Annotated in this window: 11 protein-coding genes; 7 read left to right on the forward strand and 4 right to left on the reverse strand. The window is 57.0% G+C overall.

Annotation, left to right across the window (positions count from 1 at the left end; genetic code table 11):
• Positions 1-6: 6 nt before the first annotated feature.
• Complete coding sequence (locus FHS27_RS20495) at positions 7-939, reverse strand: shikimate dehydrogenase (RefSeq protein ID WP_184306712.1); 933 nt, start codon at positions 937-939, stop codon at positions 7-9.
• 102 nt (positions 940-1,041) lie between these two features.
• On the opposite strand from FHS27_RS20495, the gene FHS27_RS20500 reads away from it, so the two are divergent.
• Both FHS27_RS20500 and FHS27_RS20505 read left to right on the forward strand, forming a co-directional pair.
• Positions 1,042-1,695, forward strand: coding sequence for a hypothetical protein (locus FHS27_RS20500; RefSeq protein WP_246420365.1), 654 nt, complete (start codon positions 1,042-1,044; stop codon positions 1,693-1,695).
• Positions 1,659-2,981 carry a phenylacetate--CoA ligase family protein gene (locus tag FHS27_RS20505; RefSeq protein WP_246420368.1) on the forward strand — a complete coding sequence of 441 codons (1,323 nt, stop codon included), beginning with the start codon at positions 1,659-1,661 and terminating at the stop codon, positions 2,979-2,981. The genes FHS27_RS20500 and FHS27_RS20505 overlap by 37 nt, the downstream gene beginning before the upstream one ends.
• Here the strand turns inward: FHS27_RS20505 and panB are convergent.
• Both panB and FHS27_RS20515 read right to left on the reverse strand, forming a co-directional pair.
• Positions 2,966-3,772, reverse strand: a complete 807-nt coding sequence (gene panB / locus FHS27_RS20510; RefSeq protein WP_009103750.1) for a 3-methyl-2-oxobutanoate hydroxymethyltransferase — start codon at positions 3,770-3,772, stop codon at positions 2,966-2,968. The two genes, FHS27_RS20505 and panB, sit on opposite strands and share 16 nt — an antisense overlap.
• 347 nt (positions 3,773-4,119) lie before the next feature.
• Positions 4,120-4,530, reverse strand: a complete 411-nt coding sequence (locus FHS27_RS20515) for a hypothetical protein (protein ID WP_184306714.1) — start codon at positions 4,528-4,530, stop codon at positions 4,120-4,122.
• A 168-nt stretch (positions 4,531-4,698) separates the two neighbouring features.
• Between FHS27_RS20515 and FHS27_RS20520 the strand changes: the two genes are divergently transcribed.
• Complete coding sequence (locus FHS27_RS20520; protein ID WP_184306715.1) at positions 4,699-7,329, forward strand: ComEC/Rec2 family competence protein; 2,631 nt, start codon at positions 4,699-4,701, stop codon at positions 7,327-7,329.
• A gap of 30 nt (positions 7,330-7,359) precedes the next feature.
• On the opposite strand, the gene FHS27_RS20525 is transcribed toward FHS27_RS20520, so the two are convergent.
• Positions 7,360-8,466, reverse strand: a complete 1,107-nt coding sequence (locus FHS27_RS20525; protein ID WP_184306716.1) for a phosphatidylinositol-specific phospholipase C1-like protein — start codon at positions 8,464-8,466, stop codon at positions 7,360-7,362.
• A 296-nt stretch (positions 8,467-8,762) separates the two neighbouring features.
• On the opposite strand from FHS27_RS20525, the gene FHS27_RS20530 reads away from it, so the two are divergent.
• From FHS27_RS20530 to FHS27_RS20545, 4 genes are all read left to right on the forward strand, one after another.
• Positions 8,763-9,710: a hypothetical protein gene (locus FHS27_RS20530; RefSeq protein ID WP_184306717.1), complete on the forward strand. Its 948-nt coding sequence runs from the start codon at positions 8,763-8,765 to the stop codon at positions 9,708-9,710.
• A 138-nt stretch (positions 9,711-9,848) separates the two neighbouring features.
• Positions 9,849-13,262, forward strand: a complete 3,414-nt coding sequence (locus tag FHS27_RS20535) for an amidohydrolase family protein (RefSeq protein WP_184306718.1) — start codon at positions 9,849-9,851, stop codon at positions 13,260-13,262.
• Positions 13,263-13,463: 201 nt separating this feature from the next.
• Positions 13,464-16,355, forward strand: coding sequence for a DUF1553 domain-containing protein (locus FHS27_RS20540; RefSeq protein WP_184306719.1), 2,892 nt, complete (start codon positions 13,464-13,466; stop codon positions 16,353-16,355).
• A gap of 5 nt (positions 16,356-16,360) precedes the next feature.
• Positions 16,361-17,827, forward strand: a complete 1,467-nt coding sequence (locus tag FHS27_RS20545; protein ID WP_184306720.1) for a DUF1501 domain-containing protein — start codon at positions 16,361-16,363, stop codon at positions 17,825-17,827.
• Positions 17,828-17,833 lie beyond the last annotated feature (6 nt).

The raw sequence follows: 17,833 nt of genomic DNA on the forward strand, positions 1-17,833 counted from the left end.
ATCAGCTTAAACGCCGAGATACTCATCAATGGCTTCTAAAAACACATCCGACTCGACAGCACGATCGAACAACGTTTTGGTTAATTCGGAAAGACATGCCGCGTGAACGTCGGCACCACGGATACACTCACCAACGGCCTCGTCCGAGGAGGTCAGTTTGAGTCGGTCCCAAAGCATCAAATACTCAGGATCCCAATTCTCGTTGAGATCGATGGTGAGGCTATGGGCAGGCAGTCGCCAACCTGATAGCGAAACGTCTTCGGAGTCAGAGAAAACGATGATATCCACCTCATCATCACTTACGTTTTCGGATCGAACCTGCCTGGGACTTCTGATGATTTCGATCTGTTCCAGATTGAGTGTATCCCAGCGGTGGTTCTTCGTGGCTTTGACTTGATTAAGCAAGGCCTCTTTTTGAATCATCAGACTGTCCGACGAACGATCTGATCGCCCATCGATCCACCACAAATTGCGACACCGGCTCTCGCGACGATCCAAAACGTGAGACGCGAGCGGCCCCCACACCTTTTGCTTCATCGAACAAAGTCGCCACGGCGACGACACATCCGCCGATGTCTCGTGAACCACCAAATCGAAGGATATTTTTTCTGCCTGCAACCCCACCGATTCTAACGTAGCGACTGCGCCTGGTGGGGGGACGGCGGGTTCGATTTGCGAATCTTCCGCCGTCGCGGTGCGATCGGTCGCTTGAGAATTCTGCACGCTTTCCCAGCACGTGGGCGAGACCCACGCGGCGCGGAAATTCATTGCGTCCATCCCCGCCAAGGCGGCCGCAACTTTGCTAGGCGACAAATTCACCGACAACACACGGCAATCAATCTGTCCCGCGGCGAAGCCGGTTTCCAGTGCGAATTGGGTTGGATTACCCGCGATCGGATGTCCGATGACCGCGATAATCGGTTCAGTCGTCCCTTCCATGCTCAGACTCGTCTCATGTGGTGAGGATCTCGATTGTGATCATTGTTGGCTGAAATCAGATTAATAGGGATGCTAAACCTGCCGATCCCGCTGGAACACCCGATGACCCGAGAAATCGGGCTGGGGTTCATTTATGGGGCCGCTATGGCAGCAACTCTGGCACAACCGCGTCGATTCACTCCGCAAACGTGGTGCTTGGTCGTGATCGCCTGCGGGTATACTACTGTCTCCCTGTGGCAATCGTGGGGCGATCCCTCATCGTTCTGCCACACGTGGGTGCTCGCGGGGCTGGTTTGTCTTTGCCGCGTGTACGACGACGTTCGCCGCCGGATCGAGGATTTCAGCGGTGAATCCCGGCAATTCGCTCTTTTCGATTTACTGATGCTGACGACCGGATTTGCCCTGTTTGCTGCGGGATTGCGGCAAACATCGTTGGCCGACCGCGAACCGGTTTACTGGGCGGGAATGATCGTCATCGGCGGCGTTTTTCCGTGGTGTGTCGTCGGCCTGAGAACCGAAAACGGCGTTGCCTCGATCCTGACGTGCTCAATTTCCGTCTTAGCGGCGGCGGGTCTGGTGATCGGATTGTCATGGGCCGAGAGCACGATCGTTCAACCGGGCCGGATCGACATGAGCGAAGCCGTCTGGAGGTACGGCGGAATGATCACGGCTATGATGCTGCCTCGTTTGATGCACCAACTCACCCGTATTCCGTTTTCATGCCCACACCGACACGTGCCCAATGCCGCGAGATGAACCGTGATGAGTTGGAACGATTGCAGTTAAGCAAACTGAATCGACTCTTGCTCTCGCTGATGAATCATCCGCTCTACGCGAATACTCTCGCCGTTCATGAATTGCCGCTGCAGAATCTGGACGAGCTTTCATCGTTTCCGCTGCTCACCAAAAACGAACTGCTCGGCAAACAACCCGGCGACCCGGCGTTGCTGTTTCACCTGACGAAAGATCATTACCGTCGGTTTCATCAAACCAGCGGTTCTCGCGGTTGGCCGATGCCGGTACTCGACACGGCCGATGATTGGTCGTGGTGGCTGCAGTGCTGGCAATACGTATTGGACGCCGCCGAGGTGACCAGCGCGGACATCGCCATGATGGCGTTTTCCTTTGGTCCCTTCATCGGATTTTGGTCGGCCAATGACGCCTTGGTGGAACGAGGCGTTTTGGTGGTTCCCGGTGGTGGGTTGTCCAGTCTCGCGCGACTGAAACTGATCGAACAACAACAGTGCACGGTGCTCTGCTGCACCCCAACGTACGCGTTGCATTTAGCCAGCGTCGCCGCAGAACACGACATCGATTTGACGAAAAATCGTGTTTCGCGAATCATCGTCGCCGGCGAACCGGGAGGCAGCGTACCGGCGGTTCGCGCGGCGATCGAGTCACAATGGCAAGCCCGCGTCGTGGATCACTCCGGCGCCAGCGAATTGGGGGCGTGGGGGTTTGCCGGCCAGGACGACACAGGACTGCATTTAATCGAGTCGGAATTCATCGCGGAGTTTCTTGTCTTCGATCAACCCGGCGGTGCCCCGCGAAAAGCCGAAGAAGACGAACCGAGCGAATTGGTGATGACCAACCTCGGACGCTTCGGCGGTCCGGCGATCCGCTATCGCACCGGTGACATCGTTCGCCCGCAATGGAACCACGACCTGCCATGCCGATTCGTGCATCTGCCCGGCGGTGTGCTCGGCCGTGCCGACGACATGTTGGTCATCCGTGGCGTGAACGTCTTCCCCAGCAGCATCGAGGCGATCGTGCGCGAAGTCTCCTCAGCCGCCGAATTCCGCATGATCGCAACGCGGCAAGACGAGATGGATCAAATCCGGATTGAAATCGAACGGCCTCAATCGACTGACTCGCCCGATGACCACTCACCGGCCCCCGACGCCAGCGTCGTGCTCGCCGAATTGATGCGAGAACGTTTAGCGTTACGGGTTCCGGTCGATCTCGTTGAATACGGAAGTCTGCCTCGAAGCGAAGGCAAGTCGCGACGATGGGTCGACCAACGTGATCAAAAACTTTCTTGATCGCTGGGGAACCCGCCACTGCGGACCTGCTCGCGGTATCCGTCGGCGGCGTCTTTTAAACCTCGTCCGAGATCGGCGAACTGCCGCGTGAACTTAGGTGTGTATCCCGATGTCAAACCAACGATGTCGTGCGTCACGAGGACTTGGCCGGACACGTCCCGCCCGGCGCCGATCCCGATCGTCGGGACCTTCACTGCTTCAGTAATCGCTGTCGCAACGGATGCGGGCACGCATTCAATCAAGACCGCAAACGCTCCCGCCGATTCAGCCGCTTTGGCATCGTTAACGAGTTTTTCGGTATCACGCTGCAAACGATATCCGCCGTCGACATGGATATTCTGAGGCCGCAATCCGACGTGAGCCATGACAGGCACTCCCGCGGTAACGATCGCCTCGATCCGGCCGGCCTGCTCCGCACCGCCTTCGAGCTTCACCGCATGGCAACGGGTTTCTTTCAACACGCGGGCGCTCGCTTCGATACTGCGAGTGATCTCGATTTGGCCTTCGGGAAACGGCAAATCAACGACGACCATCGCCCTCTGGGCAGCCCGCCCGACCATCTCGGCATGATAGATCATTTGATCCATCGTCACGGGCAGAGTGGTGTCGTGACCCTGAACGACCATCGCGAGAGAATCCCCGACCAGGAGCATGTCGATGCCCGCTTCGTCGAGCAACTTTGCGGTGGGAAAATCGTACGCGGTCAACATCGTGATCGCTTCGCCACGATCTCGCATCTTTTGCAAAGTACGAGTCGTGACGCGTTTGGGAGGATTCGTTTCGGTCGCCATGATGATCTTTGATCGTAGGATTCGGAGATCCGATCAGTGTCATCGCTTTGGGAATTTTTTCAAACCCCACAGGGTTTTCCGGGCCACTGGGTTTTCCGGACCGCTGGCGTTTTTGAGCCCACTGTTTTTTGGGCTCAGCAGGATTTTTGAGCCCGATTGGGTTTTCGCGCCAAGCTGAGCATGGCTCCCACGCCGGGTTTTCAAACCCGGTGACATCTCCCGTCAACCGTGATTTCAGGTCGACGGCGGCTTCGCATCAACAGGCATCTGCGTCAGGGCACCTTCCGTGTGCCGAACCGGACGTTGCGGGACGCCGGCTCTTCTCCTGAGGACATGCCCATCGCCGATTAGGCTTCGACGAGTTCGTCGGCTTCTTCTTCGCTCAATGCGGATTCACCTTCGACGACGTCGTTGTCTTCGAGGCCGAGTTGCTCGAACTGCTGGTCGGTCAACTGAACGTATCCGAGCGATCGGATGACTTCGAGGACTTCACTGCACGTCGGGAACATGCGCCCCGAGCTTTGTTTGTAATCGTCCATCGCCTTCATGAATTCGACTTCATGATCCGAGTAGTCTCGTTCGCAAGTGGTGGGATCAATATGACGGCGGCGTTGTTGTTTGCGACGAGGGTTCGCCGGGGCTGCAGAAGCTTCCGCTGCCGCTTCATCGCGCCGCTCTTGGCGTCGGCGATCCATCGTTACCGTCGCGTTGCCGGCGGAGATCGAATTGGTACTAGCGGCGGGGGTAGAAACTGACATCTCGGGTCCTCGTGCGATGGAAGGTGCTGGGAGAGTCGATTAAACGGATCGAAACTCCTGGGTCATCAATAGGTAGCACGAAGGCAGTGCGTGTGACGCGTTATGGGTAGACTTTACTGGTAACGAAAGGAAACCGGCCCTGCGACTTTGCGGCTTGTAACGATTCTCATGATCTTGACTACGATTTCTCGTCGAATCGATGCCATCCAGCTCAAGGAAAGGATGGATGCTCTCGCGTGGCGTCAACCACTGACGGTGCTCGCGGGGTTTGCATGGACCGGGGTCGCGCTGGATCGCTTCACCTCCATCCCTCCATGGACGTGGACATTATTGATTTTGCTGTCCGCCGTCGGCATGGTGGGCGGGTCATGGTGGCGGCGACTCGGTACGGGTGGATGCCGGATCGCTTGCGTGTGCGTCGTGGTGATGAGCCTGTTTGCGATGCGCCATGCTCGCAGCGTCGCGGACTACGAATCGGCGACCGTCCTGGATGTGCTTACCGAAGACGCGCAGCCGATGATCATGGTCGGCTCGATCGACCGCCCCGCGAGATTGCAGAAAGACGCCATCGCGGCGGGCGGCAATTTCGCCAACGGGGCGATCGGAAGAACCGACTACCAAACGATCCTGCAAGTCAAAGTCGAATCGCTGCGTATCGGTTTTGAGCAAGTCCCTTTTTCGGGGCGTGCGATGGTCAGAGTGGATGGCGATCGCTCAACGCTACTGCCTGGGGATCGTGTCAAATTGTTCGGAAAGATCTCGCTCATTGAATCCCCGACGAACCCGGGGGAACGCGACATGCGAGATTGGGCCAAACGCAGCAACCTCCACTGCGTATTTCAGATCGATCGTGTCGACGACATCCTCTCCCCAGATGACGACGATCCAGACTCCCCGGAGGCGGTCGACCGTTTTGGGATTTGGGTGGCGGGGCAGCGTACCGTTGCCAAAATGGCCGGTTCGGCACGAGATTCAATCCTGCAGCAAATCTCGCCTGATCAACAGGGCCTCGCGCTCGCTCTTGTGCTCGGGCAACGCGACCTCCTCGACCGCCCGACCTCAGAGGCGTTGCTGGTCACGGGTACTGCGCATCTCCTATCGGTCAGCGGACTTCACTTGGGCATCCTGCTGGTCTTAGCGAGAATCGTGAGCGGGTTGTTGCGTCTTCCGTTGAAAGGGCAACTCATTTTCCTTGGCGCCGTGACGTTGTTCTATGTCGCGATCACGGGAGGACGACCTCCCGTGTTAAGAGCCGCAATCTTGCTCGCCACGTTGGTCTTATCGACCGCAATGGCGCGTCCCAATCATCCGATCAATTCACTCTCGCTCGCGGGCATCGTTTTGGCGTGGTGGATGCCAGCGGCCATTTTCGGCGTCGGCATGCAACTCTCTTTTCTAGCCGTAGCAACATTGCTCTCATGTGGTCGTCCGAGCGGGCGAGGACAAACCGCCGCGAGCCATGCGGTGGCATTGGAAGATAACTTCGACGCACTCGCTCGCCAGTCACACGGTCGATGGCGACAACGGTTCCATTTCGCCGGCCATGCGACCGCAACGGCGCTCTGGTACAGCGGGTGCGTTTCGGTGATCACGTTGCCGATCGTGTGGCAACAATTCCATGTTGTTTCTCCTATCAGTGTCGTGGTCAATGTCGTCCTCTCACCCATGATGGCGATCGCGTTATCGGCGGGCGTGGCGACCGTGATTGCGGGATGGGTCTTCTTGCCATTGGCTTTCATTCCAGGGTGGATCTGTTCGCAAATACTCAGTGCGATGCAGTTCGTCATCAACGTCGCCAGTGCGACTCCCGGTGGGCACGCATGGTTGCCCAGTCCTTCGGCACCGATGGTATTGGTTTACTACATCGTTCTACTCGCCATCATCGCTCTTCGCGAAAGCGGTCGCAGACGGATTCTCATCGCCACTTGGTCGTTGACTTGGTTCGTGATCACGTGGTGGACGGCAACGACTCCCAACGCGTTACCCCCGGACACCTACGAAGCGACGTTTGTGGACGTTGGCCACGGAACGGCGACGATCCTTCGCCCCAACAACCGAGACGTTTGGCTTTACGACTGCGGTTGGATGGGCAATCTCAACCAAAGCAGCCGAAAGATCGACGACGTGTTATGGTCGATGGGCGTGACGAAAATCCGCGGCATCGTGATCTCGCACGCTGACGCAGATCACTTCAACGCACTTCCGGGCTTGGCTCGTCGGTTTTCGATCGGCTGTATCGTCACGCCGCCGGGAATGCTGGGCGGGGAAGGTACAACCCTGGAACAAACACGGCGTGTGATCGCCGAACATCACATCCCGGTACTCGAGATCGATCGTGACCGTCCAATGGAGAGCGTTTTCGATCTCGCCGACTCGCACGTTTGGCTTCGAGACGTCAGTGTCCTGCATCCACCCTCCGAACGACTCGACGCCAACGACAACGCCAATTCATTGGTCCTGCAGATCGACCACGGCGGGCGATGTCTGCTGTTGCCGGGCGACCTCGAACCACCGGGCACATCCGTATTGATATCGACGCCGCGGCCTCCGCCCGGAGGCGTCATGATGGCACCGCATCACGGCAGTCTCCGAATGGACGCGGACGCTGTCCTTCAATGGGCTCGGCCTCGCGAGACAGTTGTCAGTGGTGGCAAACGGGCGGCCAAAGTCGCCGTGACTGACATGCTGTCGGCGGCCGGAGGAGGCGTGCGCGTGACCACAAAGGAAGGTGCCATCCGAGTGCGAATGGGACCAAACGGTGAGCTGGATATCCGTTCGTGGTTGCTCGCGCCCTGGTGAACCCAGCAATCAATAACATGTGACCCCAATTCAGTCCTGGGGAAACAAAACCGGGTTCGCCCGGTACTCGACTTCACCGGGCAAAACGACTCGGTAGTCGGTCAGCCGAGGGTCCGCGACCGGATAGTCGGTACTGATGTATTGAGCCCCGCTTTCGAACGCTCGCTCACGGCGGCGGGTATCGCCACTGCGTGCTTGGCGGGTCTCCGCGTCCGCACGCGTTCGAACGATCAATCCGCGTTTCACCGCGTCCTGAATTTCGCGAAACCGTTTGATCGGATCATTCAGTTTCCGAAACGCGGCGGCAGGGTGCTGCGGATCGACCGACACAAATAAAACTCGATCACGAAGCGATGGGTGCCCATCGAGGTACCGATCACGCAGCGTGCCCTCGTTGTCCAATGCAAACCAAACGCGACCTCGGCACTCACTCAAACGTGGCCAGCCGTTTTTCATAACCGCATCACGCAGCGTCTTATGCGTGCCCCGAACTTGATCAGGCAATATTAATTCCTGGTCCGTGAAAATACTTCGGATTTCCGCATCGACTTCATCCAACAACGTCTCATTGAACGCGACGGGTTTGACGAGCGCAGGTCCAACGACAGATTGTTTCAATTCCACCAACACGAGTATCGGCACGTGGGACGGATGACTTTGTGACCACTCCTTGATTTGCCGAAGTGCCGCGACAAAGGTCGCGACCGTACTTCGATAGTCAAACCCGGGTGAATGCAGAACCTTCATTCCGGGTGCATCCATCGCTCCGTCTACGTTGGGATGCGATCGCGCCGTGGCGGCGTTCTGCGGCAACGATGCATGTCCGATCGGATTGGAATACAAACCGCCGTCCGGATCCGCGTAGAGATCCAACTCCAATTGCCGAATATTGAAGTCGTCAAACTGCTGGGGAATCGGGCGATGCGAATAGTCGAGAGCTTCGGCGGCGGACGGGGTTGTGAGCCTGATCAATGAAAGAATCTCGCCGGGCGGAGCGAGACGGTAGGAATTGTGCGTGCCGATCGTCTGGATTTCATTCAAACGAAGATCCTGTGCGTTAATCGAACCCGAACGGCACACCCCCAAACAGATCCAAAGGACGAGAACGAGGTAGAAGGAACGTCTGCAGCGAGGCATGAGAAAAGCCGCCTGAGGCGAAAACGCATAAAGGTAGGGTGAGAGATTCCGAACAACTGAGCAACATCACTGCCGTCGCAACTTCACTGCCACCGCAAATCACTCACGCGAACAAGCGTGATTCTGGTACCCGATGCTCTACCACGCAAGCGAAAACCCACTCGGTCTCGATCTGTATAACGAAACATTCTCGTGATCCTCGCCACGTGTCCCATGCCGCAGCTTGACTCCTGATATATTTGGGGAGGGTATGACGAAAACCGTCATGCATTTCCTAATCATCCAACTGCGAGACCATGATGCGTTCGTCAGCCAAACCGTTTCAGTGCTTCCTCATCGCACTTTCCACTTTGTCGCTCGCGACGTTTGCCCCAACAGCAAAATCCGAAGACGCCGTTAAAGGCCTTGGGGTCGAAGTCGAACTCGTTGATGCGGGGGGCGAACCACGGCGTCTCGTCCGCCTGTCTCCTGAAATCGGACAGATACAAGAAGCCGACATGATCATCGAAATGAAACAACAGGTTTCATTGGGCGGCGCCGCGATGCCGTCCCAGCCGATACCGGCACAGAAAATGACGATGAAAGTCGAGGTGACCGATGTCTCATCCGACGGCGACATCTCCTTCGATTTCGAATACACGGACATGAAGGTCGTCGACGATCCAAACAATCCGTCGCCGATCGCGGCTACCCTGGAAAAGATGCTAGAGCCGATGATTGGTTCCACCGGCCGTGGCGTCGTCACAAACCGAGGCATTACAAAACAGGGCGAGTTCGATATTCCCGAAGACCTGTCTCCTCAACTCAAACAAATGCTCGCCGGCATGAAGGACGCGATGAACCGACTGAGCTCCCCGGTTCCCGAGGAAGCGATCGGAGATGGCGCTCAGTGGAAGGTCATCCAACGTATCGTTGCTAACGGAATGAAGTTGACGCAAACATCGACTCACACCATCACAAACCTGAGCGGTACGGGTTTCGAAATGTCGGTCGAAATCGAACAGAAAGCCGATCCACAAGAGATCGAAAATCCGATGTTGCCAGCCGGAACTAAACTGAAATTAGATTCACTCGAATCAACCGGATCAGGCAAAACAACGATTTCAGAATCGGCCATTTTCCCCGCAAGTTCAAAAGTGACGGTACACACCGTTTCAAGCATGTCGATCGATGTCGCCGGCCAAACTCAAAAGATGAAGACTGACATGACAATGGGGATGAGCCTTCAACCGATTGGTGAGTAGAATGTGTCGAGCGTCGCTCGAAGACTCGCTCGTTGATGGTTTAGAGTTCAATGATAGCGGCAGGGCAAATGCCCTCTGGCGACGCTAACGGACGCCACCTTGCTTCACCGCTCCTGAACTATCAACCAATCGAATTCGATGCGACTTTTTGATTCCGGCCGATTTCGTCTCTCAATCACATTCCTGCTCCTTTTCGGGAGCGGTATCACCAACACACCCGCATCCGATTCGAACCCACAGGCGGATGCGAAGGTGGCAAAGGATGCCGTAGCGGAAGAGACTCCCGAGCAATGGGACATTGAGTCGCCCCCCGGTCCGGTACAACGGCAAGAGATCGATTGCGATTCGGGGACGTGGATGAACCTCGACGTCAGTCCCGATGGAGAGTCAATCGTATTTGACCTACTCGGCGACCTCTATGTCATGCCGATCAGTGGGGCAGATGGCACCAAAGCGACGAACAAGCGTTTTCCCGAAAACCTCACGCAGTCCATGTCATGGGACATGCAACCGCGATTCAGCCCCGACGGCAAACACATCGCGTTCACGAGCGACCGTACGGGCAAGAGTAAAAAAGCGGGTGACAATGTTTGGATCGTGACCATCGATGGAACCTCGTTGACTCAGGTCACCAATGAGACCTACCGCCTGCTCAGCAGTCCGGCGTGGTCACCCGACGGACAGTATTTGGTTGCCCGCAAACACTTTTCGAGTCGTCGCTCGCTCGGTGCAGGGGAATGCCATCGGTATCATCGCGACGCCATCGCGATGGACGCGACCGCCGGCACGGCATTGACCACCCGATCCAGTGACCAAAAAGACGTCAACGAACCGGCCTACTCACCCGATGGTCGATACCTCTACTACAGCCAAGACGTCACGCCGGGCAAGGATTTCGAATACGACAAGAACTCGCACCAAGGCATCTACGCGATCAAACGACTCGACCTTGTCGACGGCGACACCGAAACGTTGATCCGCGGACCTGGTGGTGCGTGCCGCCCGACGCCTTCACCCGATGGAAAAACGATCGCTTTCGTGCGACGTGTCGGCGTAAAGACGGGACTGCATTTGTTTGATTTAGAGTCGGGCCGAATCCGTTTGGTATACGACGACCTCGAACGCGACATGCAAGAGGCATGGGCGATTCACGGTGTGTATTCAGGATTCGACTGGACTCCCGATGGCAAATCGATTGTCGTGTGGGCAAAAGGCAAGATCCGCCGAATCGATATCGATTCAGGAACAGCCGATGTGATCCCCTTCCGCATCCGAGATCACCGAGACGTCCGCAAAGCCGTTCGGCATCCTATCCCCGTCGGCGGAGATGAATTCGACGTCAAGATGCTTCAGAGCGTTCAAGTTTCGCCCGACGGCACTCAGGTCGTTTATCAGGCACTCGGTCATTTGTATTTGAAAACGCTCCCTGATGGCGTCCCCACGCGTCTGACCGAACAATCGGATCATTTCGAGTTCTCGCCATCGTTTTCCAAGGACGGACGCTACATCGTCTACACGACCTGGAATGACCGGCAACTCGGATCGATTCGCATCACGACAACGGATCCTGATCGCGGTGAAAGATGGATCGTTTCGAACAAACCAGGACATTACATGCACCCGTCGTTCTCGCCCGACGGAAAACACATCGTTTACGAGCAACGCGGTGGCGGCCACATCCGATCCGCACTTTGGTCGCGAGATCCCGGCATCTACATGACGGCCATCCAAAACGGCGAACCAAAATTGATTTGTGAGCAGGGAACGCAACCTCGCTTCGACGCTTCGGGCGAACGAGTGTTTGTCACCCGTCGCGACGCGGCGAAAGACTCCGACAACGTGACGCTCGTGTCCGTTGACCTTCATGGCAATCAAACCCGCGAACACTACAAGAGCGACTGGGCGACCGATTTCGCAGTGTCACCCGACGGGAAATCCATCGCCCTGATCGAGCGTTTCCACGTTTACGTTGCTCCCTTCGTCCACTCCCCAACCCCGATTCAAGTCGGACCAAACGCGAAGGGCATTCCAACGGTCAAGGTCAGTGACGAGGCAGGCGAGTTCATCCATTTCTCAGGTGACAGCCAACAGTTGCACTGGAGCCTCGGCCCCAATTTGTATACGTGCAATGTGGCCGATGCGATGCGACCAGAGGCTGAAACCGACGATGCGGACACCCCAACATCGACTCCCGAAAAAGCGACCAGCCTCTCGATCGGATTCACCCAACCGACTGCCAAACCCGACACCCGCCGCGCACTGGTCGGCGCTCGAATCCTCACGATGGGTCCGGCAGGCATCATCAAAGACGGTGTCATCCTGATCGATCAAGACCGTATCGTTGCCGTCGGCCCACGCAAGGAGATCGAGATCCCGGACGGTTATGTGACGACGAACGTGCGTGGTCAGGTCATCATGCCCGGACTCATCGACGCGCACGCTCACGGCGCACAGGCAACGTTCGGCATCACGCCGCAACACAATTGGATCGACTATGCACGAATCGCGTTCGGCGTAACGACAATCCACGACCCGAGCAACGACACGCACGCCATCTTCGCCGCGAGTGAACTGGCCAAGGCCGGCATGATCACATCTCCACGAACGTTCTCAACGGGAAAAATTCTGTATGGGGCAACAGGCGCGATCAAAGCAGAAATCGACTCACTCGACGACGCCCGTTTTCACCTCCGCAGGATGAAGGCGGTCGGTGCTTTCACCGTCAAGAGTTACAACCAACCGCGACGCGACCAACGTCAACAAGTCATCGCCGCGGCGAGAGAACTGGACATGATGGTTGTCCCCGAAGGCGGCAGCACGTTCATGCACAACATGACCATGATTGTTGACGGACATACGGGCATTGAACACACGTTGCCCGTCCAGACCGCATACGACGACGTGATGGATTTGTGGCGCAACACCGGAGTTGGCTACACACCGACACTCAGCGTCGCGTATGGCGGACTCTCCGGAGAACGATATTGGTACCAACTCGACGACCTCTGGCTGCACACTCGGTTGCAAACGTTCATCCCTCCGCATGTATTGAACCCACGATCGAGACGACGCGAAAAGGCATCCGAAGATGACTATAACCACATGCGTGTGGCCGAAATCGCACGTGACGTCGTCAATCAGGGCGGGATGGTGCAGGCGGGCGGACACGGGCAACTTCCCGGCGTTTGCACCCACTGGGAAATGTGGAGCTTCGTCCAGGGCGGCATGACACCGATGCAGGCGTTGGAGTGCGGCACGCTCAATGGCGCGAAGTATCTCGGACTCGATCGTGATCTCGGTTCGGTCGAAAATGGCAAACTCGCCGACCTGATCGTCTTTCGCAAGAAGGCAGACCCTACCAAACAAATTCGTGACAGCGAAAAGATTGCCCTCGTTATCGCGGGCGGTAATGTGTTCCAAGCCGACCGGATGAACCGCTACGGCGACAACGCACCTCGCGCGGATTTCTACTGGCAACGCGACGGTGGCGTCAGCAGCGACAGCGAATACTGCGACGTCGTCGGATGTAGCTGCCACCGAGGTCGTCAGTAACGCGTGTGGAAAACGGTCGAGAAGACCAAGGCATCTGAACGCATGAGTAACTCGCTTGCTGCGAACAAACGAGGCCGCCGAAACCTGTACGTATGCTCTATATTTTTACATGCTTGAGCCGAAGAGTTGTGGTAGGATGGTCGTCTCCCACCCCCACAGATCTCCCCAAGGGTCGCCCGGCCCGCCTTGGATCAGATCAGCATGCCCACCTCCCGCCCTCACCAACGGTGGCTGTTCACGTGCGTTCTCGCGTTAACGTGGACACCCAATCCCGCCTTCACAAAAGAACCCGCCGACTCGGTAGCGTTCTTCGAAAACCGCATTCGTCCCGTTCTCGTTGAGCACTGTTACGAATGCCACGCTGCCGATGCCGACGAAATCGGCGGCTCTCTTCTGCTGGACTCATCCGACGCGATGCTCGTCGGAGGTGACAGCGGTCCGGCAATCAAACCTGGTGAAACCGACGCCAGTCCCTTGGTCCTGGCGATTCGATACGAGACATCGGAAATGCCACCCAAAGGCAAACTTCCTGATGAGGTGATCCGCGATTTCGAAGACTGGATCGCCGCCGGTGCGACTGACCCTCGCGATCACACGTCCACCGAGATGATCCGTCGCGACCACATCGACATGGAACAAGGACGTCAATTTTGGGCGTTCCAACCTCTCGATTACACCGAACCCACCGGCGAATCCTATGAAGGGTCTCGAGGTGCGATCGATCAGTTCATCGGTCAACGGCTACTCGAGTCGGGCATCCAACCGAACCCTCAATCCTCCAACGAGATTCGGTTGCGACGACTCTCGTTTGATTTAACCGGACTGCCACCGTCGATCGAACTGCAACAACGATGGGCCGCCGACCCTTCGTGGCAACATTGGAAACGCATCGTCGACGAGATGCTCGAATCGCCCGGTTTCGCTGAACAATGGGCACGACATTGGATGGACGTTGCCCGATACGCCGACAGCAACGGCAGTGACTTCAACGCGACGTTCCACGAAGCATGGCGCTACCGCGATTATCTCGTCCGATCGATCGCCTCGGACCAACCGTTCGATCAAATGATTCGACAACAAATCGCCGGTGACCAACTGCCCTACGAATCCGATGCGGAGCGACACGATAACGTCGTCGCGACCACCTTCTTGATGCTGGGCACCAAGATGCTCAGTGAACGCGACAAGACGAAACTCGAACTCGATGTGGTTGACGAACAAATCGACACCATCGGCCGAGCCTTTCTCGGTCTGACCCTGGGTTGCGCACGTTGTCACGATCACAAGTTCGATCCCGTGCCAACGTCAGACTACTACTCACTAGCCGGTATATTCAAGAGCACGGTGACCTTAAAAGGTGAGAGCCAACGGTACGTCAGCACGTGGAACCGAGTGCCGTTACCGACCACGGAAGAACACCGCACCGCGGTGCGCGAACACGACATCGCCGTGCTAAATTTAAAATCAGAAATCGCGAAAGCGGAAAAGGCACTTGAAGAAGCCAAAGCGGGTAATCCTGACGATTTGCACGGCATCGTGATCGACGACACGCAAGCCATCAAAACCGGCACTTGGAAAGAATCGACCTACACCAAAGGCTTCGTCGGGCAGGGTTACGTGCACGACAACAACACCGAAAAAGGAACATCCACCATTCGTTTTTCCGCGGAGTTGCCCGCCGATGGACCGTATGAAATCCGGGTCGCGTTCTCGGCCAACACCAATCGCGCGTCCAAGGTTCCCGTCACCATTGAAACTTCGAACGGCGTCAAAACGGCCACCATCAACCAACGCAAAACCGAGATCCCACCGTTTTGGACTTCGTTAGGCACGTTCGAATTCGAATCGGCATCGCCCGCCGCCGTCACACTTTCGAATCGAGACACCGACGGATACGTGATCGCCGACGCGGTGCAGTTTCTGTCCGTCGATGATCTCCACAAAATCAACCATCCCGAAGACGCACCGGCTGAAAACAAAGAGCAAGCCGCAGCGGCCCGAGCCCGCATCGATGCTGCCCAACAAAACGTCGCTTCACTCAAAAAGGAACTTCAAGAACTCGCAAAAAACACACCCCCACCGCTACCGCAAGCGATGGCCCCCACGGACCGTCCGACGTCCAAAATCAGTGACAGCCCCGTGCACATTCGTGGTGAAGCCAAAAACCTCGGTGAGATCGTGCCGCGTGGTTTTTTGCAAGTGTGCAGCGGTGGTGAAGCGACAATCCCAAACCCTCGAGGAAGTGGGCGATTGGATTTGGCGGATTGGCTCACGGATCCGGATCACCCGCTGGTCTCTCGCGTATTCGTCAACCGCGTTTGGATGCACCTGATGGGCGAAGGACTCGTTCGGACGGTCGACAACTTTGGTGAACGTGGTGAGCGTCCGACTCACCCGGAATTGCTCGACTACCTCGCGACTGATTTCGTGCGCAACGGATGGCATCTGAAACCGCTGATTCGTGAAATCGTCAATTCGGCCGCCTATCATCGATCGAGTGACTACAACGCGGAGGGCATGCAAGCCGACGCCGAGAACCGGTTGCTGTGGCGAATGCACCGACGTCGACTGCCCGCCGAGTCGATTCGCGACACCATGCTGTCGGCGGCAGGGATCCTCTCTCGCACTCCCATCTACGATTCGATGAAATCGCACGGCGTGTTGGTTTCGGCCAACAACGGTAACAGCACGGCCGGAAAGATCACGGGCGTTGCCTCACCGTGTCGATCCATCTATCTGCCCGTCGTACGCGGTTACGTGCCGCCGATGATGACCGCGCTCGATGCCGCGGATCCCGACCTGTTGGTTGGACGACGCCCGACCACCAACGTGCCCGGGCAAGCCCTCGTCTTAATCAACGCTCCCGAAATTAACGATTGGGCTCAGAAGACCGCCGATCGTGTGGTCGCCAGTACCGAAGGATTCGAGGCACGCTTGGACTTCGTTTATCAACTGTGCCTACAACGCTTGCCGTCGAAAGAGGACAAGCAATTGGCGGCAAGCTTCTTCTCCGACAATCAACAATCGCCCGATGCGTGGCAGCAGTGGGTCGCCGCTCTTTTCGCGGGAACCGAATTCCGTTTATTGGATTGACTAAAATGAACCAATACCAACGTCGAACGTTGTCCAACGAAAACCGAAAACAGTCTGGCCCCTGGTTACCGACAAACCTGACCCGACGTGATTTTGGCGTCACCGGTTCGTTTGCGTTGGGTTCACTCGCGGTCTCAGGTTTTGTTCCGTGGACGACGGCAGAGGCGGCACCGCCATCGTCGTCCGATTCGGATTCGACGGGCGTGGTACGACCACTGCATGTACCACCACGTGCTCGACGCGTGATCTTCTTGTTCATGCATGGCGGGCCCAGCCATGTCGACACGTTCGACTACAAACCCTTGCTCGCTCGCGACGACGGCAAACCGCTGCCGTTTTCACTTCCGCCGAACATCGACGCGGTCCCGAAACTACTCAACGGTCCTTGGAAGTTCTCGCAGCGTGGCGACTCCGGATTGTGGGTCAGCGACCTGCTGCCGCACATGGCGGAAGAATCAGATTCGCTGTGTGTAATTCGCAGCATGCACACGAAAGGACAATCGCACGGACAAGCCGTCGGGATGGTGAACACGGGCAGCGACAACTTGGTGCGACCGAGCGTCGGGGCCTGGGTGAGCTATGCGTTGGGCAGCGGCCACCCCGACCTTCCTGCGCACATTGCGATCGGTCCGGCGACGGCACACGGTGGCCCGCGGAACTACGGCGCCGCGTTCCTGCCCGCCATGCATCAAGCGACCGCGATCGGCAGCAACGGCAGGTTCGGAAGCGGGAAAATCCCCTATCTCGATGCCCCCGGTGATCCGCGAGAAGCTCAACAACGCTTCGATTTGGTTCAACGAATGAATGAACTCCATCTCCACCGCAGCGGTCCGGATCGAGAGATTGAGGGTGCGATTGAAGCAATGGATTTAGCGTCGAGGATGCGTGAGGCAGCCCCTGAGGTGTTCGATATGAGTCGCGAATCCGAAGCCACGCAGACGGCCTACGGTATCGACCAAAAAGCCACCAAGTCGTTCGGACAAAGCTGCCTCCTCGCGCGACGATTGGCCGAAGCGGGAGTGCGTTTCATCACCGTCAGCAGCGGCCAAGTTTGGGACCAACACAGCAATTTGGTAGCCGGACATAATAAGAATGCCCTTGCCACTGATCTGCCAATCGCAGCGTTAATGAACGACCTAAAACAGCGTGGCATGTGGGACGACACGTTGATCGTCTGGGGAGGCGAGTTCGGCCGAACTCCCGTCGTCCAAGGTGCCAACGGACGTGATCACAATCCTCAAGGCTTCTCGATGGTGCTCGCCGGCGGCGCCGTCAAACCCGGTTTCGCGTACGGAGAAACCGACGACTACGGTTACTATTCGCTGCGTGATCGCGTTCACATGCATGACTTACATGCCACGATTCTGCACACGCTAGGAATCGATCACGAACGACTCACCTATCGTTACGCGGGCCGTGACTTCCGACTCACCGACGTACACGGACGCGTTGTCGAAGAGATTCTCACTTAACATCAT

The sequence above is a fragment of the Aporhodopirellula rubra genome, from assembly GCF_014192335.1.
Classification (GTDB): domain Bacteria; phylum Planctomycetota; class Planctomycetia; order Pirellulales; family Pirellulaceae; genus Rhodopirellula; species Rhodopirellula rubra.